The organism is Haloferula sargassicola (genome assembly GCF_040362925.1).
Classification (GTDB): Bacteria; Verrucomicrobiota; Verrucomicrobiia; order Verrucomicrobiales; family Akkermansiaceae; genus Haloferula; species Haloferula sargassicola.
This window is the reverse complement of record NZ_BAABRI010000033.1, coordinates 1-19,344: the sequence shown is the minus strand read 5'-3', so window position 1 is coordinate 19,344 and position 19,344 is coordinate 1. Positions and strand designations below refer to the sequence as shown.

General features: G+C 65.2%; 16 protein-coding genes and 1 pseudogene. 6 read left to right on the top strand and 11 right to left on the bottom strand.

The annotated features are described in order from the left end of the window. Positions 1-2 precede the first annotated feature (2 nt). The 7 genes from ABXH26_RS19790 to ABXH26_RS19760 all read right to left on the bottom strand — a co-directional run bounded on the left by ABXH26_RS19790 (position 3) and on the right by ABXH26_RS19760 (position 9,433). Complete coding sequence (locus tag ABXH26_RS19790; protein WP_353568838.1) at positions 3-719, bottom strand: RNA polymerase sigma factor; 717 nt, start codon at positions 717-719, stop codon at positions 3-5. Between the two features lie 69 nt (positions 720-788). Continuing rightward, positions 789-1,493, bottom strand: coding sequence for a TlpA disulfide reductase family protein (locus ABXH26_RS19785; RefSeq protein ID WP_353568837.1), 705 nt, complete (start codon positions 1,491-1,493; stop codon positions 789-791). Between the two features lie 647 nt (positions 1,494-2,140). Next, positions 2,141-3,274 carry a substrate-binding domain-containing protein gene (locus ABXH26_RS19780; RefSeq protein WP_353568836.1) on the bottom strand — a complete coding sequence of 378 codons (1,134 nt, stop codon included), beginning with the start codon at positions 3,272-3,274 and terminating at the stop codon, positions 2,141-2,143. Positions 3,275-3,405: 131 nt separating this feature from the next. After that, positions 3,406-4,428 carry a methylmalonyl Co-A mutase-associated GTPase MeaB gene (meaB, locus tag ABXH26_RS19775; RefSeq protein WP_434783440.1) on the bottom strand — a complete coding sequence of 341 codons (1,023 nt, stop codon included), beginning with the start codon at positions 4,426-4,428 and terminating at the stop codon, positions 3,406-3,408. Positions 4,429-4,676: 248 nt separating this feature from the next. Then, on the bottom strand, positions 4,677-5,084 hold the full coding sequence (locus ABXH26_RS19770; RefSeq protein ID WP_353568835.1) for a hypothetical protein: 408 nt from the start codon (positions 5,082-5,084) through the stop codon (positions 4,677-4,679). Between the two features lie 19 nt (positions 5,085-5,103). Then, positions 5,104-7,269 (bottom strand): methylmalonyl-CoA mutase, encoded by a 2,166-nt coding sequence (scpA, locus tag ABXH26_RS19765; RefSeq protein WP_353568834.1) that lies wholly within the window; start codon positions 7,267-7,269, stop codon positions 5,104-5,106. Between the two features lie 28 nt (positions 7,270-7,297). Continuing rightward, on the bottom strand, positions 7,298-9,433 hold the full coding sequence (locus tag ABXH26_RS19760) for a methylmalonyl-CoA mutase family protein (RefSeq protein WP_353568833.1): 2,136 nt from the start codon (positions 9,431-9,433) through the stop codon (positions 7,298-7,300). 606 nt (positions 9,434-10,039) lie between these two features. On the opposite strand from ABXH26_RS19760, the gene mce reads away from it, so the two are divergent. From mce to ABXH26_RS19730, 6 genes are read left to right on the top strand one after another with little or no spacing between them, the layout of a single operon-like run. After that, a complete protein-coding gene (mce, locus tag ABXH26_RS19755) occupies positions 10,040-10,453 on the top strand; it encodes a methylmalonyl-CoA epimerase (RefSeq protein WP_353568832.1) in 414 nt (137 codons plus the stop codon). Positions 10,454-10,487: 34 nt separating this feature from the next. After that, positions 10,488-12,041: an acyl-CoA carboxylase subunit beta gene (locus tag ABXH26_RS19750; RefSeq protein ID WP_353568831.1), complete on the top strand. Its 1,554-nt coding sequence runs from the start codon at positions 10,488-10,490 to the stop codon at positions 12,039-12,041. A 24-nt stretch (positions 12,042-12,065) separates the two neighbouring features. Continuing rightward, positions 12,066-12,428: an OadG family transporter subunit gene (locus ABXH26_RS19745; RefSeq protein ID WP_353568830.1), complete on the top strand. Its 363-nt coding sequence runs from the start codon at positions 12,066-12,068 to the stop codon at positions 12,426-12,428. Positions 12,429-12,468: 40 nt separating this feature from the next. Beyond that, positions 12,469-12,861, top strand: a complete 393-nt coding sequence (locus ABXH26_RS19740; RefSeq protein WP_353568829.1) for a biotin/lipoyl-containing protein — start codon at positions 12,469-12,471, stop codon at positions 12,859-12,861. Between the two features lie 40 nt (positions 12,862-12,901). Next, positions 12,902-14,431 (top strand): sodium ion-translocating decarboxylase subunit beta, encoded by a 1,530-nt coding sequence (locus ABXH26_RS19735; RefSeq protein WP_353568828.1) that lies wholly within the window; start codon positions 12,902-12,904, stop codon positions 14,429-14,431. A 34-nt stretch (positions 14,432-14,465) separates the two neighbouring features. After that, positions 14,466-15,959: a butyryl-CoA:acetate CoA transferase gene (locus ABXH26_RS19730; RefSeq protein WP_353568827.1), complete on the top strand. Its 1,494-nt coding sequence runs from the start codon at positions 14,466-14,468 to the stop codon at positions 15,957-15,959. 216 nt (positions 15,960-16,175) lie between these two features. Here the strand turns inward: ABXH26_RS19730 and ABXH26_RS19725 are convergent, their stop codons facing one another. From ABXH26_RS19725 to ABXH26_RS19710, 4 genes and pseudogenes are all read right to left on the bottom strand, one after another. Next, the gene (locus ABXH26_RS19725) at positions 16,176-16,580 is read right to left on the bottom strand and encodes a hypothetical protein (protein WP_353568826.1); all 405 of its coding nucleotides are present in this window, start codon (positions 16,578-16,580) and stop codon (positions 16,176-16,178) included. A 3-nt stretch (positions 16,581-16,583) separates the two neighbouring features. Beyond that, positions 16,584-17,660 carry a hypothetical protein gene (locus ABXH26_RS19720; protein WP_353568825.1) on the bottom strand — a complete coding sequence of 359 codons (1,077 nt, stop codon included), beginning with the start codon at positions 17,658-17,660 and terminating at the stop codon, positions 16,584-16,586. Between the two features lie 672 nt (positions 17,661-18,332). Then, on the bottom strand, positions 18,333-18,608 hold the full coding sequence (locus ABXH26_RS19715; RefSeq protein ID WP_353568824.1) for a hypothetical protein: 276 nt from the start codon (positions 18,606-18,608) through the stop codon (positions 18,333-18,335). A 21-nt stretch (positions 18,609-18,629) separates the two neighbouring features. Beyond that, positions 18,630-19,344: pseudogene (locus ABXH26_RS19710) on the bottom strand (hypothetical protein); the annotation flags it as partial.

Sequence of the window (19,344 nt, the reverse complement as noted above, 5' to 3'; positions counted from 1 at the left end):
CGTTACGATAAATCGTCCGCCAGCGCCGCGAACAAGGCCGCCATTTCGTCATCGACCATCGCCGGGTCCTGCAGGGTCCCCGCAATCTCCTCGCGCACCCGCTGCCGGTAGCGCTTGCGCAGGCGGTGGACCGCCACCCGCGCGGCGCCCTCGCTCATGCCGAAGCCCGCCGCGACTTCGGCGTAGGACAGGCGGTCGCGCCCCAGGCTGAGAAAGGATTTCCAGCGTTCGAACTCCGGCTCCTCGCGCCGCAGATCGTCGAGCACCTTGTCGAGCAGCGCCAGCGCCCACTCCCGGTCGAACCAACGGTCGGGGCTGCGGGCATCCTCCGCCTGGAGACCGAGCCCGGTTTCGGCGTCCCGCCAGTCGAGCGACAGGTGGGGCGTGAATCCACCGCGCTTCCGGGCGTGGTCCCGCCGCCAGACGTTGGTGGCGAAGTGTTTCAGCGAAGCCAGCAGGAAAGCCCGGAAGCGGCCGCGATCGGGATCCACCCGTTCCAGGCCCCCGCCCTCCAGCAGGTGGGCGAAGAAGCCCTGCACCAGGTCCTCGGCATCCGGCGCGCTGTTTCCCATCCGCCGGGCAAATCGGTAGAGCGGCTTCCAGTAGATGGCGAAGAGCGAACCCAGCGCCTCCTTGGCCGAGTCGCCTCCGCTCCCCGCGGCTTGGCCGACCAAGGTCCAGCGCGTGGTCAGAAAAAGGTCGGATCGGGCCTCGGACATCGCCCCCAGCCCTACCACAAAACCGTCGCGCCGTTACGCCAAATCCCGGTCAGCGGGAAAAGGCCGGCCTCACTCCTCCGCTGCCTCGCGGATGGCCTGCTGGTCGTCATCCGACAGCTTGGCGAGGGCGTAGGGGACCTCCCGCTCGTTCATGCGGAAAACGACGGTGTCGCCATCGACCCGCATCACCTCGGCCGTGATGGTCTTTCCGTCCGTGTTCGTCCATTCCCGCGAGGCGATGATCGGGGCCTCTTCTTCATCCACGGAAACGGCGGCGTCCGCCGGCAGGTCCTTGGCCTCCTTGAGGCCCGCCTTGATCGACTTCATGAAGCCGTCGTCATGCGGGTTGCCCGCCCACAGGAGCTTCCCGTTGGCACCGAACACCTGGGCGTGCGGGATGTACTTCGAGTTCACGGGCGTCGATCCGCCCGCCACCACGGGATATTTCACGCGGGCGTCCTTCAGGATCTTGTTGATCTTGGCCTTGTCACTCTGCTGGACCTCCATGCCCACCACCGCGAGTCCCTTCTTTTCGTAGCGTTTCGCGATCTTCGCCAGCTCCGGCAGGAAGGCGAGGCAGGGACCGCAGTTGGTTCCCCACTTCTCCACGACGACCACCTTGCCCTCCAACTCCGAGGGCTTGAGCGCGACGTCATTCACCTGCGACCCGAATTGCACCTCGGACAAGGAGGCATCCGGAAGTTTTTCGTCTTCGGAAAACGCGACCCCCGCCACGAGCGCGGCGGACAACAGGAAGGATGGGATGAATTTCATGGCCGGATCCCGTTCTCGGGAAATATCAACTTCGCATACCTCCTTTCGGCCGCTTTTCATACGGAAAAATCGCCGCAACCCGGATCTGAAATCTGCCGGGCCGCCGCTTCGCACGCCTTCACCTGTCACAAGGGCGCCCAGTCCTGCTCCAGCGCCCGGGGCTTCCGGGCACGGCGGGTCGGGTGAGCCCGGCACGATGCCGGCGGCGGTCCCCGCGAAGACCGCCGCCGGTCTACCATTTCAACGTGCTGACAAAAAATCGGAGGAGGAACCGGAAGCCAACGGGGAACCCATGTTCCCCGTTGACTTCACGATTCCCCCGGTGCGGTCCGGGCCAACGTGGTGACTGGCCAGAGCATCGCTCATCCTCGAACCTGCCGGCTGTCCCGCCCCGGAGCGATGCGGGGAGGTCACCCGCGCCAAGCAGCGTGGCAAGGTGGTGAAGCCGGGAATCGAGGTGATCGAACTCATGCGGACATTGGTTTTTTTGGAAGCCGCCCCCCTGCATCTTGATGGAGTGTCGGGTTGATCCAGGTGCGGCTGGCACGGACCCTAGACGCATCGGCTGGGAAAAGGCCACCCGTCGGTATTCCCGGAATCGGCGAAACGGTTCCCGCTTTCTTCAATCACTCGTCGCCGATTCGAAATCAGATGCTTTCCGCGAACAACCTCCGCTCCTGCGCCAGTTCGCGCCACCGCCCCGGCGTGGTTTCATGCGCACGGGCGAAGACTTCGCACAGCTTCTTGGCCGAGCCGAAACCGGTCTCGATCGCTATAGCCTCCAGCTTGTAATCGGTATCCCGCAACAGACGACAGGCGGCGCCGAGGCGAACCCGGATGATCTCCTCCTTCGGCCCGTGGCCCACGCAGCTTTTGAATTCGTCGCGAAACACCCGCTCGGACATGCCCGCAAGCCGGGCCAGCGTCGAAAGCCGCAGCGGCTCGGCATAGTGACGCCGGATGTGCAGCACGCTCCGCCGCAAGTCGCTGCCCGGGGCGGAAAAAGTGGCCGTGGAGGCGCGGTCCTTCACCCCCGCCGGGGCGATCATTTCCCGGTCGCGCGTCAGCGGCTTCCCGCTCATCAGCGATTGCAGCATCGCCGCCGCCCGTCGGCCCATGTGGTGTTTGTCGAAGTCGATCGACGACAGCGCCACCTTCGCCAGCGCCACCTCCACCTTGCGGTCCTCGCAACCGAGGATAGCCACATCGTCGGGCACATGCAGCCCGAGGAGTTCGCAGGCCTCCAGCAGGTCGAGCGACCGCCGGTCATCGCAGGTCATGATCGCCACCGGGCGCTTGATCCGCCGCAGCTGCTCGGCCAGCAGCGGGATGCGGATGTGCTTCGCCGGGCTGCTCTCCATCTCCGCCGAGCCCACCACCAACCGGTCGGATGGCAGCCGGGCCGCCGCCAGCTCGTGCTCAAAGGCATCGCGGATCAGCAGCGAGTCGGGCCCAGGCTGCAGGCAGTAGAAAGCGTGCTGCACACGCCCCAAGGTCATCAGGTGGCGGGCACCGGTCCGCCCCACCTTTTCGAAATCCGACTGCACGAAGGGGAGGTCGATCCCTCCGAAAGGAATCCCGAGATGAACCATCGGCGTGCCCTTCCACCGCCGCATCCAGGACCGCACCCGTGCGCCGTAGGCCGTGATCAAGATGCCATCGGCCTCGGTCTCGGATGGGAAATCCCCATGGAAGCGCATGTTGGCGATCAGCTCCCAGTTCGCCTGCCGCGCATACTCGGCGATGCCCAGCAGCCACTCCTCCTCGTGGAAATCCGACACGTAGAGGATCCGGCGTTTTCGACAAGGCTCTGACGACGAGAGATTCAAAACTTCCTCGCGGCAATGAGCATGATGCGTACCGCTGGCAAACGGCGATCCGCACCATCGCAGGGCCCCCATGAGACCCTCCTTCAAGGCCACAACAGCCGGTCGACCGCCTCGGTGACCGACACTTTTCCTGCCGCCACCTCGCCCTCGATCTCGCGCAGGCCGTCCGCAGCAGCCGATTCGAAAAACCGCGCCAGCACCGCGTCCTTCAGCAGCGTGTGGAACCACTTCACATTCTGCTCCTGCCGCCGCGAGCTCCATGTTCCGGCTTCCTCGAGCTGGCTCCGGAAATCACCGATCGTCTTCCACACCGCATCCACACCCGTCCCGTCGAGCGCCGAGCAGGCCATCGCTTTCGGCGTCCAGCCGGGCGTGTGGGGATGCAGGTAGTGCAGCACCCGCGAGTATTCGCCGCGCGCCACCTCGGCCCGCCGCTTGTTGTCGCCGTCGGCCTTGTTGACCACGATCGCGTCGGCCATTTCGATCACGCCCTTCTTGATCCCCTGCAGCTCGTCGCCCGCGCCCGCGATCTGCAGCAGCAGGAAAAAATCGACCATCGTCCTGACGGCCACCTCGCTCTGGCCGACGCCGACCGTTTCCACGAGGATCACGTCGTAGCCCGCCGCCTCGCACAGCAGCATCGTCTCCCGCGTCTTCGCCGCCACGCCACCGAGCGTGCCGCCCGCCGGCGAGGGCCGGATGAAAGCCGAGGAATGCCGGGAAAGATCCTCCATCCGCGTCTTGTCTCCCAGCACGCTGCCGCCGCTGACCGCGCTGGTCGGATCCACCGCCAGCACCGCGACGCGATGTCCGGCCTCGCAGAGCTGCAAGCCGAAGCGCTCGATGAAGGTGCTCTTTCCCGCGCCCGGCACGCCGGTGATCCCGACCCGCACCGAGCGGCCCGACTCCGGCAAACACCGCCGCAGTATTTCCGCCGCCAACGGTCGGTGCGCCGGCGCGCGGCTCTCGATCACCGTGATCGCCCGCGCGAGGATCGTCCTGCTAGAATCCAGAATCCCCTCCACCGCCTCATCCGCCTCCAGCGGCCGACGCTTCTTCCGCGGCTTCGTCGAAAACGCCATCCCGTCCGCCACCCCCGGCTTCACCTCGCTCGCGTAGGTGCCGTGATGGTCGTCCTCCGGCACCCACTCGGGCTTCTTTCCTTCGCTGTTCACTTCGACATCCAATACAGGATTCCAACCGCTCCTGCGAGAGTTCGCGCCATCTCATCACAGAGAAACAGAAGAAAGCAGAGGTCACGGAGGGAAATCAAAAACCTGATCATTCCCTGCTCCGTGTCCTCCGTTTTCTCCGTTCCTCCGTGTAAAAAATCGCCCGCCCCATCCCGGCAGCCCTACATCGCCGTCACATCCTGTTGCGTCGAAAGCAGGAAATCCGCGGTGTAGTGAAGAATGGTCAGCTTGCCCTCGTGGGTCCCGATTTCCCCGAAGAACGGAAACAGCAACCGGTCCTGCTGGCCGCGCACCCGGATGTCGGCGAAACAGAACGGCTTCTCGTGGATCTCCGCGATCTTGAGGTGCAGCGTGATCGCCGTGCCCTTGAACAAGGACTTGATCTGGAAGTAGCCGTAGCCCCCGTGCTCCTGCACGCCGCTGTCGGTGAAATGATAGGGAACGCGCGCTTCCTCAAGCTGCGCCTTGAACCACTCGCACGCCCGGCCGATGATGACAGACGCTCGCTCGCTGTCCGATTTCTTGGTTTCCAGCAGGTAGGCGAGGCTGGAGGTGGTGTCGTCTGACATGGATTCGGATGATGGGAATTCAGGCAAGAAGGAGTTCGAGGATGCGCTTGGCCGACTCCGGAATCACCGTGCCGGGTCCGAAGATCGCACTCGCGCCGTTGTTGAGCAGGAACTCGTAGTCCTGCGCGGGGATCACGCCGCCGCAGACGACCATGATGTCGTCGCGACCAAGCTTCGCCAGCTCGCCGACCAGCTCGGGAAGCAGCGTCTTGTGGCCCGCCGCGAGCGAGCTCATGGCGACCACGTGGACGTCGTTCTCCACGGCCTGGCGCGCGGTTTCCTCCGGCGTCTGGAACAGCGGGCCGATGTCGACATCGAAACCGAGGTCGGCGTAGGCGGTGGCGACCACCTTGGCGCCGCGGTCGTGGCCGTCCTGGCCCATCTTGGCGATGAGGATCCGCGGCCGGCGGCCTTCCTCCTGCTCGAACCGCTCGATCAGTTCTTTTACGGTATTCATCGTAGGATCGTTCCCGAATTCCTTGGCGTAAACGCCCGAGATCGAGCGGATGCGTGCCTTGTAGCGGCCGAAGACCTTCTCCATCGCGTCGGAGATCTCACCCAGCGTCGCCCGGGCCTGGGCGGCGGTCACGGCGAGTTCCAGCAGGTTGCCCTCGCCCGACTCCGCGCAGCGGGTGATCGCTTCAAGCGCGTTGCGGCAGGCATCGGCGTCGCGGGTCTTGCGGATCTGCTCGATGCGGCGGATCTGCGACTCGCGCACCGCGGAGTTGTCGATGTCGAGGATGTCCAGCGGCTCCTCCTTCTCGAGGCGGTACTTGTTGAGGCCGACGATCGTTTCCTTGCCGCTGTCGATCCGCGCCTGGCGGCGGGCGGCGGCTTCCTCGATGCGCAGCTTCGGGATGCCTTCCTCGATCGCCTTGGTCATGCCGCCGAGTTTCTCGACCTCCTCAATGTGCGCCCATGCCTTGTCCATCAGCTCGCGGGTCAGCGACTCGACGTAGTAGCTGCCGCCCCACGGGTCGATCACCTTGCAGATGCCCGTTTCCTCCTGGAGGAAAAGCTGGGTGTTGCGCGCGATGCGGGCCGAGAAATCGGTCGGCAGCGCGATCGCCTCGTCGAGCGCGTTGGTGTGCAGCGACTGGGTGTGGCCGCAGGCCGAGGCCATCGCCTCAACGGCAGTGCGGACGACGTTGTTGAACGGGTCCTGCTCGGTGAGCGACCAGCCGGAGGTCTGCGAGTGCGTGCGCAGCGCGAGCGACTTGGAACTCTTCGGATTGAACTGGCTGACGATCCGCGACCACAGCACGCGGGCGGCGCGCATTTTCGCGATCTCCATGAAGTAGTTTTTCCCGATCGCCCAGAAGAACGACAGCCGTGGCGCGAAAGCATCGATGTCGAGCCCGGCCTCGGTGCCGGTGCGGAGGTATTCGAGACCGTCGGCCAGCGTGTAGCCCATCTCCAGGTCGGCCGTCGCGCCCGCCTCCTGCATGTGATAGCCGGAGATCGAGATCGAGTTGAACTTCGGCATGTTTCGCGAGGTGTAGGCGAAGATGTCGCCGATGATCCGCATCGAAGGCGCGGGTGGATAGATGTAGGTGTTCCGCACCATGAACTCCTTCAGGATGTCGTTCTGGATCGTGCCGCTGAGTTGATCGAGGGTGCAGCCCTGCTCCAGGGCGGCGACGATGTAGAATGCCAGCACCGGGATCACCGCGCCGTTCATGGTCATGGAAACGGACACGCGGTCGAGCGGGATGGAGTCGAAGAGGACCTTCATGTCCTCCACCGAATCGATCGCCACACCGGCCTTGCCAACGTCGCCAACGACCCGCGGGTGGTCGCTGTCGTAGCCGCGGTGCGTGGCCAGGTCGAAGGCGACCGAAAGGCCCTGCTGACCGGCGGCGATGTTGCGGCGATAGAACGCATTCGACTCCTCGGCGGTCGAGAAGCCGGCATACTGGCGCACCGTCCACGGGCGGAAGACATACATCGTGGCGTAGGGTCCGCGCAGGAAGGGCGGCAGTCCGGCGGTGTAGTCGAGGTGGGTCATGCCCTCGTAGTCGGCCACGGTGTAGAGCGGCTTCACGGGGATGCGTTCCATGGTTTCCGTGACCAGCGCGTCCGGCGACTTGCCGGTGGCGGCGGAAACGGAGGCGCTCCAGGATTCGGCATCCGCGCTTGGCGGGATGGGCTCGTAGGACAGGGTGGTGAAATCGACGTCGTTCATGATTTCGTGTGGGGAAAGGTTGCGGGGTTCAGGCTTCGAGGACGCCGAGCTTGGCGAGGTAATTACGGTTGGTCTCGTAGTTGTTCGACTTCACGAAAATGTAGTCGTCCATCCCCGCCTCGCGGTAGGCCGCCTCGTGGTCGCCCGGGAAGCCGGCGAGGATCACGGAAACGCCCGGGTCGGCATCCTTGATCGCCTGGGCGACCGCCGGGACGAAGGTCGGATAATCCTCATCGTTGCCGCAGATCACCACGATCTTCGCGCCGGATGTAGTTGCGCGCGCAACTACTTCTGACGGCTCCGAAGAACCTTCGGCGTAGTGGCACTCGAAGCCGCCGGTGGCGAAGAACGAGCGGGTGAAGTCGGCGCGGGCTTTGTGACGGCGGAGCGCGCCGCAGTTGGCGAGGTGGATCAGCGGGGCCTTGCCGGTCTTTTCGCGGAAGGCGTCGGACGCGCTACGAAGCTCTTCGTACATCACCGCCAGGCGGGTCGAGGGGAGCGGACCGACTTGCGGGGCATCGCCCGCGCCAGCGCGGAGCGTGCGGGTGATTTCCCCGATGGTGGCACCGGCCAGCACGGCTTCGACGAGGCCGGGAAGGAGGTCTTTTTTCTCACCTTCCAGCAACGCGGCGAGGCGGGCCATGACGTCGGCGTCGGTCTGGACGTCGGCGCTGGTGCGCAGGACGGCGAGTTCCTTGGCGCGCTTGTCGCGCAGCGCGGCGTAGTCGCAGGCGCGGTCGGCCAGCGGCTTCTCGGCGATGTCGGGATACTGGTTGGTGCCGACGAGTGACATGCGGCGTTGGGAGAGCAGCTTTTCGCGACCGCCGTGAACCTTCGACACGGCCGACTGGATGGAGCCGGACGAGAGCGCCTTTTCCATGCCGCCTTCCTTCTCGATCGCCTGGAATTCCTCCCACGACTTGCGCGCGACCTGATCGGTCAGCCATTCCACGAACCACGAGCCGCCGGCGGGATCGACCACGGCGGGGATCTCGCACTCTTCCTGCAGGATGACCTGCGTGTTGCGGGCGATGCGGCGCGAGAAGTCGTCGGGCACGCGCAGGCATTCGTCGAAGGTGCCGACGCACAGGCTGTCGACGCCGCCGAGCACGCCGGACAGCGCCTCGGTGGTGGTGCGCAGCATGTTCACATAGGGGTCGTGGCGCGTCTTGTTGTAGAGGCCGGTGCGACCGTGGACGCGGGGTTTCGCCGAATCCGCGCTGCCGCCGAGCGAGGTCACCACGCGCGTCCACAGTGGGCGGAAGGCGCGGAACTTGGCGAGTTCCATGAAGAAGTTGCCGCCGATTGAGAAAGTGAAGCAGACCTGCGATGCGGCTTCATCGACGGAAAGCCCGCGGGCGGTCAGCGCGCGCAGGTAGGCGAGCCCGGTGGCGAGCGCGATGCCGAGTTCCTGCACCGCGCTGGCACCGGCGCCGTGGGCTGGCAGCGTGCTTACGCCGATGGCGGAGAAGCCGGGCATGTGGGTGAGCTGGTCGCGGACCAGGGCGGCCATTTCGTCGTAGCACTGGTCGAGTGAGGTCGGCAGCGATCCGGACGCGGCGAGCATCGCCAGCGGGTCCATGTTCAGCGCGCCGCGCACGGCGGAAAGATCCGCGCCCTTGTCCTGCAGCCAGGCTTTGAAAAGCGCCTGCACCGGTAGCGCGCCGCAGCCGGGCTGGAAATGGAAGCTCACCGCATCGGGGAGGACGTTGGCGAAGGCGCGTTTGGCATCAGCCAGCGAGGCGAGCGAGAGCCCGCAGGCGCCGACTTCGCCGACGGGCGCCGAGTCGGGGTCGCGGCCGTTGGCAGTGGCGATGTCGAGGAGGACGTTGACGCAATTCTGGCCGCGGGCGAGGTCCGCCAGCAACGCGCGGTTGAACTCCGCGGGGTCGCCGTAGGGCAGCTCCTGGGCGATTTGCCACGGCTCGACTTGATAGCCTTCAGCCTTGGTGCCGCGCAGGCAGCCATCGGCACCAGGCACCGCGGCGGCGGCCGGGATGTCATCGAGCACCTCGCGCCGGTAGATCGGCTCGAGGGTGATGCCCTCGGGCGTGGGCGTGCGCATCACCTTGTCAAAGGGAGCGCCTTTCAGAAGCGCCTCGGCGGCGGCGCGCCATTCGGATTCGGTGCTGGGTGGAAAGAGAGGGGACTCGGTGGAACTCATGGCGTGACTTGGGAAAAGGAATGGAAGCGGTCTCGCTCGCGGACGGCCGGTTGCGGCGGCGCGAGGTAGATATCTTTCAGGTGCGCGGGTTCCTCATCCCGTCCCGTCCGAAAAGCCGCGCACGAAATGCCGTTCTCCGTCGGCGGGGCGAGGCATCCCGGGAATCGCCGCAGGATGACTGGATTGAGGAGGATCAATAGGATGAAGATTCTTTCGAGGCTTCCGGACCAAGATCCTGCCTGCGCAGGTCGGCGAGCTTGATGGGAATCCCCATCCCATCGGTCGCTGATATCCCATTCATCCTGCTCCCAAAATCCCGGACGTCCGCCTTCTTTGCCCCCTCAAGATTTGCGTCAATTATGGCATTTACCGTACATCCGGGACCCCCATCGGAGCATATGCGACGGTAATCCGAGTTTAGGCGGAGGGACGGAACTTGGCCCCGCCATGGTTCCCGGAGAACGTCGGGTCGTGAACTTCCCGAGGGAGGAAACCACCACCGGAGAAAAGCGGTCGAAGGACCGGATGGAGGCATGGGTGGCCCGGCATTTGGACGCCGGCTTCCGCACGGAAGAGCTTCGCTGAACGACCCAACGATCCGATTTTATGATCCAGCAAATCGACCACCTCGGCATCGCCGTCCGCAACCTGGACGAGGCCTGCCGCTACTACGAAGAGTCTCTCGGCCTCCACTGCCACGGCCGCGAGGAAGTCGAATCCCAGAAGGTTCGCACCGCCTTCTTCGACTGCGGCGGCGTGCACCTCGAGCTGCTCGAGCCCACCTCCGACGAGAGCCCGATCGCCAAGTTTCTCGAGAAGAACGGCGAGGGCATCCACCACATCGCCTTCGCCACCGACGATATCACCGGCCAGCTCGGCGCGGCCTCGGCGAGCGGTGTCCGCCTCATCCACGAACAACCTTTCGAAGGGGCCGCCAACAAGCTGGTCGCCTTCCTTCACCCGAAATCGACCCACGGCGTGCTGACCGAGTTCTGCATGCCGAAGCCGGCCGACGCCTGAATCCCGCATCCCGAATCATCCACCGACCACGACCATGGCCATCGACCCGAAACTTTTGGAAGACCTGGAAAACCGCCGTCAGAAAGCCCGCGACGCCGGCGGCAAGGACAAGCTCGAAAAGCGCAAGGAGAAGGGAATCCTCTGCGCCCGCGAGCGTCTCGAAGTGCTCTTCGAACCCGGCACCTTTCAGGAATTCGGGATGCACGCGCAGCACGACTGCCACGCCTTCGGAATGGAGGACAAGGACCTGCCCTACGACGGCGTGGTGTGCGGCACCGGCTTCATCGACGGCCGCCCCGTCGCGGCCTACAGCCAGGATTTCACCGTCAGCGGCGGCTCGCTCGGCCGCATCCATGCCAAGAAGATCTGCCAGCTGATGGACTACGCCCACGATGTCGGCGTCCCCGTGGTCGCGGTGAACGACTCCGGTGGCGCCCGCATCCAGGAGGGCGTCGCCTCGCTTTCCGGCTACGGCCAGGTGTTCTTCAAGAACGTTTATCTCTCCGGCGTGGTGCCGCAGATCGCCGTCATCGCCGGGCCCTGCGCGGGCGGTGCCGCCTACTCGCCGGCGCTCATGGATTTCCTGATCATGACGGAAAAGAACGCCAACATGTTCATCTGCGGGCCGGGCGTCATCAAGGCCGCCACCGGTGAGCATGCGGAGCTCGAACAGTTCGCCTCCGCCGCCGCCCACGCGACCGTCAGCGGCAACATCCACCTCATCGCCCAGGACGACCGCCACGCGATGGCCCTTGCGGCCCGCCTTCTCTCCTACCTCCCCGCCAACAACGTCTGCGATCCGCCGCACGATCTCGACTATCCGATCAACACCGCGCCGGACCTCGGCATGAACGAGCTGGTGCCGGACAGTCCGAAGAAGGCGCTCGACGTGCTCCAGGTCATCGACCGCCTCGTCGATCCGGAGAGCTTCATGGAGATCATGCCGGACTTTGCGAAAAACCTCGTCGTCGGGTTCGGACGGATCTGCGGCGTGGTGGTCGGCATCATCGCCAACCAGCCGGCGGTGCGCGCCGGCACGCTCGACATCGATTCCTCGGACAAGGGCGCGCGTTTCATCCGCACCTGCAACATCTTCAACATCCCCGTCGTCAACCTGGTCGACACGCCCGGCTTCATGCCCGGCCTGGCGCAGGAGCGGGGGGGAATTATCCGCCACGGCGCCAAGATGCTCTTTGCCTACGCCGCGGCCACCGTTCCCAAGATCACCCTGATCATGCGCAAGGCCTACGGCGGCGCCTACCTGGCCATGTGCTCGGACGACCTCGGAGCGGATCTGGTGCTGGCCTGGCCGACCGCCGAAATCGCGGTCATGGGTGCCGAAGGCGCGGCCAACATCCTGTTCGGCAAGCAGATCAAGGAAGCCGAGGACCCCAAGGCCGAACAGGCGCGGCTGGTCGAGGAATACCGCGAGCAGTTCGCCTCGCCCTACCAGGCCGCCGCACGCGCGATGGTCACCGATGTGATCACGCCCGCCGGCACCCGCACCCGCATCGCCCTCGCCCTGCGGGCCACCCTTTCCAAGCGCGACACCCGGCCGCCGAAGAAGCACGGCAACATCCCGCTCTAACCGTAACTCAGCCATTCCTTCATCATGACTCCGCTCCTTGCCAACGTGCCCCTGCACCCGTCGATGACCGAAGCGATCGAGTTCCTCGCGGTGGGCCAGATCATGGTCCTCTTCGTCCTCGGTGCGCTGATGCTGTTCATCACGCTCAACGGCCTCGGCTTCACCAGGGCCGCCAACAAGCCCAAGCCGGCGGCGCAGCCCGCACCGGCACCAGCCGCCGTGCCCGCCGCCCCGGCGGTGGACGAGGCCATCCCCGCCGTGCTCGCCGCCGCCGTGGCGGTGGCGCTGGAAGGCCAGGCCTACCAGATCGTCCGCATCACTCCCACCCGGGACAGCTGGGCGTCCGAAGGGCGCCGCCAGATCTTCTCGTCCCACCGCGTCCGCTGAATTCCAAAACCCCACCAACTCATCTCCAACCTATCATCCCATGAAACAACTCCGCATCACCGTTGACGGAAAAACCTACGACGTCCAGGTCGAGATCCTCGGAGAAGAAAGCGGTCCCGTGCAGCCGCTCGTCGGCACTCCCGCACGCTCCGCCAGCGTCGCCGCTCCGGCCGCCGCCCCCGCTCCCGCGCCGAAGCCGGCCGCGGCCGCGCCCTCGGGCGATGGCTCGCTGGTCAGCCCGCTCGCCGCGGTCGTGGTGTCCGTCGATGTCGCCGTCGGCCAGACCGTCGCCGCCGGCCAACAGGTCCTCACGCTCGAAGCGATGAAGATGAACACCGTCGTCAGCGCCACCTCCGCCGGCACCGTCAAGTCGATCGCCGTCAAGCAGGGCGACTCGGTCGATGAAGGCCAGGAACTCATGGTGATCGCCTGATCGCCGCCCACCCTCAGATTCACTTTTTCCATCCACTCCCATGCTCGAACAACTCCAGCAGCTCGTCCACCTGACCGGATTCGGAGTCCTCGAATGGCGCATGGTGGTGATGTGGGTGGTGGTCCTCGTTCTCCTTTGGCTCGCCGTTTACAAAGGCTTCGAACCGCTGCTCCTCATCCCGATCGCCTTCGGCGCGCTCCTCGCGAACCTGCCGACCGAGAACCTTGTTGAAAAACCGGCCGGCCCCGTCCGCAGCCCGGTCACCGGCACCGTCTTCGCCGCCATGGCCTCCAAGGGTGACGTGATCACGATCGAGCGGGTCCCGCACGAACGCCCGGACCACCTGATCCGCCTGAAGCCCGATGAGATCCGCGACCTCTTCGCCAACGAGGCCCGGCATTTCGCCGAAGGCAACGGCTCGCTGCTGTTCGTGGTCCATCCCGACAAGCCGACGCCCACCGACGATGGCAAGCCGCGGGACGACGAGGCCATCACCGTCCCCTACGCCGGCGGCGAAATCCAGGTGACGCCCGATGACTACTTGGTCTGGGCCGCTTCCTCGGGCCGCATCGTCGCGGACGTCCCCGCCATCGGCTCCATGGTCATCGACGGCCAGCAGATCACGGAGATGAACAGCACCCACGCCGGCGGCTTCTACCACTGGATCTCACTGGGGGTGATTCTCGAGATCTTCCCGCCGATCATCTTCCTCGGCGTCGGCGCGCTGACCGACTTCGGCCCGCTCATCGCCAACCCGCGGATGCTGCTGCTCGGTGCCGCCGCCCAGCTCGGCGTGTTCGTCACCTTCCTCGGCGCCATCGCGCTCGGCTTCTCGTCCCACGCCGCCGCCGCCATCGGCATCATCGGCGGGGCCGACGGACCGACCTCCATTTTCCTCTCCAATGCGCTCGCGCCCGAGCTGATGGCCCCGATCGCCGTGGCCGCCTACAGTTATATGGCGCTCGTGCCGGTGATCCAGCCGCCGATCATGAACCTGCTCACCACCAAGGAGGAGCGGAAGATCCGGATGAAGAGCCTGCGCAAGGTCAGCCGGCTGGAAAAACTCATCTTCGCCCTGGCCGTGACCATCCTGTGCATCCTGCTGGTGCCGCCGGTGGCCCCGCTGATCGCCATGCTCATGCTCGGCAATTTCCTGCGCGAGTGCGGCGTGACCGAGCGCCTCACCAAGGCCGCCCAGAACGAAATCATCAACATCGTGACCATCTTCCTCGGCACCAGCGTCGGCATCACCATGCAGGGCGACCGTTTCCTGCGGATGGAGACCATGATGATCATCGTGCTCGGCGTGATCGCCTTCGGCGTTTCGACCGCCGGCGGCCTGCTCATGGCCCGCGTGATGAACCTCTTCAGCAAGAACAAGATCAACCCGCTGATCGGCTCCGCCGGCGTCTCCGCCGTGCCGATGGCCGCCCGCGTGAGCCACACCGAGGGCCTGAAGGCCGACCCGCACAACTACCTCCTGATGCACGCCATGGGCCCGAACGTCGCCGGCGTGATCGGCACCGCCCTGGCGGCCGGCTATTTCCTCGCCCTGCTCGGCGGCCACTAGAAACGCAGTAGAAATCCACCCCACGCCACGCGCCATGACCCACCCATTCCACCCGAGGACCTATCCCGAACTCACGCCCGAGGAGGCCGCCGCCCATGTCCAGAACGGCATGACCATCGGCTTCAGCGGCTTCACCCCCGCCGGTGCCGCCAAGGCCATCCCCAAGGCGCTCGCCGCCCGTGCCCGCGAGGAACACGCCGCCGGCCGCGAGTTCAAGGTCGGCGTCGTCACCGGCGCCTCGACCGGCGACTCGCTCGATGGCGAACTCGCCCGAGCCGAAGCCATCTCCTGGCGCACCCCCTACCAGTCGAACTCCGCGCTGCGGAAGTCGATCAACGAGGGCAAGACCCACTTCTTCGACATGCACCTCTCGGTGCTGCCGCAGAACGTCCGCTACGGCTTCCTCGGCAAGTTCCACATGGCCATCGTCGAGGCCTGCGACGTCACCGCCGACGGCCAGATCGTCCTCACCACCTCGGTCGGCGCGGCCCCGACCTTCCTCCACGAGGCCGACCAGATCCTGATCGAGCTCAACGAGTTCCACCCCGTCGGCCTGCGCGGCATCCACGACATCTACGAGCCCTACGACCCGCCGCACCGGCTGCCGATCCCGATGACCACCGCGCACGACCGCATCGGCTCCCGCTCCGTCCGGGTGGACCCGGAAAAAATCATCGGCATCGTCCGCACCAACCTCCCCGACGAGGTCGCGGCCTTCAAGGAGCCCGATGAAATGACCATGAAGATCGGCGAGAACGTCGCCGCCTTCCTCGCCGCCGAACTGCAGGCCGGCCGCATTCCCGCGGAGTTCCTGCCGATCCAGTCGGGCGTGGGAAACATCGCCAACGCCGTCCTCGGTGCCATGGGCTCGAACCCCGACATCCCGCCCTTCCAGCTCTACTCGGAGGTCGTCCAGGATTCGGTCATCGAGCTGATGAAAAAGGGCGACATCACCTTCGCCAGCGGCACCTCGCTGACCCTCAGCCCGCCCGTCCTTTCCGAGGTCTATGAAAACCTCGACTACTTCAAGGACCGCATCGTCCTCAGGCCGCAGGAGATTTCCAACAACCCCGAGATCGTCCGCCGCCTCGGCATCATCTCGATCAATACCGCCATCGAGATCGACATCTTCGGCAACGTCAACTCGACTCACCTGATGGGCAACGACCTCATGAACGGCATCGGCGGCTCGGGCGACTTCACCCGCAATGCCTTCATCTCCATCTTCACCTGCCCGTCCGTCGCCAAGCGCGGCGACATCAGCACCATCGTCCCGCTGGTCAGCCACATGGACCACAGCGAGCACAGCGTGCAGGTCGTCATCACCGAGCAGGGCATCGCCGACCTTCGCGGCAAGGACCCGACCGAGCGCGCCGAGGAAATCATCGCCAAGTGCGTCCACCCGGACTACCGCGAGGAGCTCGATGCCTACCTCCACGGCGTCATTGAGGGCCACACCCCGCAGAGCCTCGCGATGGCCTTCGAGCTCCACCAACGCTTTCTCGCCACCGGCTCGATGAAGCCCTGATCGCCCCTATCGGCGGACGGGAGAATTCGATGCGGGGAAAACCTTCCATCGCTGTCATGGGTCGTGGATCCCCTCTTCATCGCACCGTTGCCTATCGGGTGGATTTCCCGCTGTGGCTGCGGTGGCGGATGATCGTGGGTGGAGACCCGCCCTCACGCTCAGGTGGGAGCGGCGAGCTGTGAAGGCGCGGGACAAAGCACCGGTGGCAGGCCTTATCTAAACCCTCGAAGGGATAGCAGCCTGTTGAAATAGGCCGATTCGCGGCGAGGTCGGGACGCACCCACAAAACCCAGCCGCGCACGGCAAAATCACGACAGATCGAGCGCATCCCCCTCCGATCCCGGACCGGACGATCACAATGTCCGCAAGGCACGCCCACAGGGCGGCAAAACACGCCCATCCGGCCATCCGGTTGCCCGCCTGGCATTGTTTGACGGTGCCGTAGCCGGTAAGGTGCTGCATCAGCAGTGAGATGTTGTGCGTGAAGGCCGCCACAAGCTGACGCTTGGTCAGATTCACCCGCCCGCGCAGGGTGGCCCGCCGGTGCTTCCCGTGATCGAGCACATGGCAGAAGCTTCGTTCGAGATGCTCGCCGCGTTTGCGCAGCAGCGCCTTGACCATCCGCTATGGCAGGACCTCGCCAACCGCTGCTTTGGTTTGCCGGTCGTCAATGGTTTGATCAAGTGCCTGCCTCAGGTCCTTGAACCTGTAATAGCGGACGTGATTGATCCGGTGCCCCATCGCTTCTTTTTCCATGTAGTTGAGGGCCGCCCCGATTGAACGGGGTCCCGCAACATCGTGCAGCCGGATGAGTGTGGCCAGCACGCCCGCACGGTCGGTCATCGAAGGCTCGCCTTGATTCCTACGCTCCAGAGACAGGGAACGCCACTGCGCGTCCCGCAGCTTTTCAAGGACTCCCCTGTACTTTGGTGTCACGGACATGTGCTCGACGATCGTCACGCCGGTGTAGTGAGCCCACGCGTGATGATCCTCCATGGTGTCGCGATCACCCCACATGGCGATCAAGTGGCCCAGCTCGTGACAAAGCCCGTAGAACATCATCTGCCCCTTGGGGGTGGGCGATCGGAACTCCGAATCGTCGACCACCGGCATGTCGATCTCCGAATGGTAGGGATACTGCGGGGCAAAATGGGGTGGCCGGGTGATTTCGGGAACCAAATGAATCCGAATTCGGATCTTCTTCCCGGCAACTTTGGACCATTCCTTGAATCCAAACACCTCGTCATACGCTTCAAGGATGGCCTCGGTCACATTCGCGAATTCATTGAGATAACCCGCCTCGAAATCCCCGATACCCCGAACCAGAAAACGATCCCGTGCCACCGCGTCGCCGATCCGGTCCGGACGGTCCGGATCGACCTGCTGCAGTCGTTCGCGAATTCTCTGGAACCTCTCCATGTCCGCGAGATCGAGCGCTGCCTCCCCACACTTGAGCAGGGCATCCGCGGTCTCAGGGGAAGGGCGCGCTTTGAGGACACGGTCAAGGGCTCGCAACGCCGTCTGGGGAATCTGCCCGCGCAATTCGTCCTCCGTCACCCTGCCTGGTTTCCGCAGATGAGCGGCGTTGATTTGGTCAATGGCTGCGGCATACCGTGCGGCATCGGATGCCGGGGAGGCCGCCGAGAGGACATGCAGGCACAGGGTCGTCAGCAGGACGATGGCGGAAAGCGTGGTTCTCATCGGTTATATGACACCTCAGGCAGGCGGTCCTTAGAGTTTTTGGTAAATTGAGAGCGCTTCGCTTGGATGACGCGCCAGCCCCTCAAAGAATCATCACTGACGAAGTCTTTCTGTTCACAGGCATGCTGCAATTGGATTCAGGACCACTCCCCGGGGTCATGGCTCGTTCAGCGCCTCCGCGATTGCCGCTTCCGCTTTCTCTTTGGGGGTCCCACCCGATTGGCACGGGATGAAGCTCCGATCAGGCTTCTTCCGTCCCGGAGGGACTTGGGAGATGAGCCGGTGGTGACAACCACCGGACCCCGATTTATCTTTGACCGGCTGCCCGCCTCAAGAAATCGGCGGCCGAAGGCCCGCCGCTCGTGCATGGGGGCGGCGGGCATCGACCGCCGGGCAGGCCCCCAGATCTCCGCCCCCCTGAGGTCTTACTTCGAGTCCCTCCCCGCCCGACTCAACCAAGACGAACCAGCGGCCCAAGGAAATCCAGCCCCGGCAGGGGCATCGGAAAGGAGTGGATCGCCCCGAACTGCACCGAGTTCTGCCCGTACTGGCATTTTACGCTGACCTTCACCCCGTCGAAGCCGGCCTTGAGCGCGGCGATGGCGGTCTGGCGGTCGGCGATGGCGTCGGCCAGCGGGCGGGCCAGGCCGGGGAGCGCGGTGTTCAGTGAGGTCAGCTCGGCGTGGATCGCGGTGAAGGCGGGGATGCCGATGCGGGTGTCCGGCGGAGTGTAGCCAGCGCTTCCAGCCGGTCGGTGAAATTCTTCAGGTGGGAGGCGATCTCCACGTAGCTCTGCTCGCCGGTCTCGCGCGCCTTGGCCTCCGGGTCCGGTCCGCCCGGCTTCGGCGGGGTTACGCCGCGCACCTTGTCGGCCAGTTTCTTGATCGCCTCGTAGCGGTTCGCCCAGCCGCTGTTGCTCTTCACGTAGGCCAGCGCCTGGGTCGGCATCGGGGTCTCTCGGCATCGGGGTCAGTCCTCGATTTCGAGCATTGACTCAAGCCGTCTCGCCTGCGCCGTCCATCCCGTGCTCTCGCGGACCCGCCGCAACGCCCTCGTCACGCTGCTTTCGTGGCCCATCGACAGGCGGGACGCCAGCCACCCGTTGGAAACCCCGGTCCGCTTCCTGACCAAAGAACAAACCAACGCCTTCTCCCGCTGCCATTTCCCTCGGCCTGACAATGCCACCCGCCCCGTCGGCAGCCCCTGCTCCTCCAACAATCTCTTCACCAATCGCTCCGCCTCCGCCTCGTCATGCGCCAGAGCCGCGCCCCCGCTGACACTCGCCCGACGCCGCACCTTCCCCTGCCCCATCGCCGCCGCCACCTTCTCCCCGAAGCTCTCCCCGCCCAGATACCACCCCCGGCGCAGCTCTTTCAGCGACTCATCCGTCAACGTTCCCTCCCGGTCCGCCGCCCGCGCCTCAAGATAGCGGGCGTAGGCCGCGCGACCTCGACGCCCCTCCGCCAACTCGAAAGCCGCCAGCACCCGCCCCGTCTCCAGCCACTCCGGCACCTTCCTCCCGCCATAGCCCGGAAAGCTGCTCCACGCCCACTCCACGAGCTTCCTCCCCGTTGATCCCCCCACCCAGCCACTCCGCACCGGATTGAGGTGGATGTAGTCCGCCACGATCCGGAAATACATCCCGCTCCCTTCCCCGTTGACCACCACCGCCTTATAGCGCCCC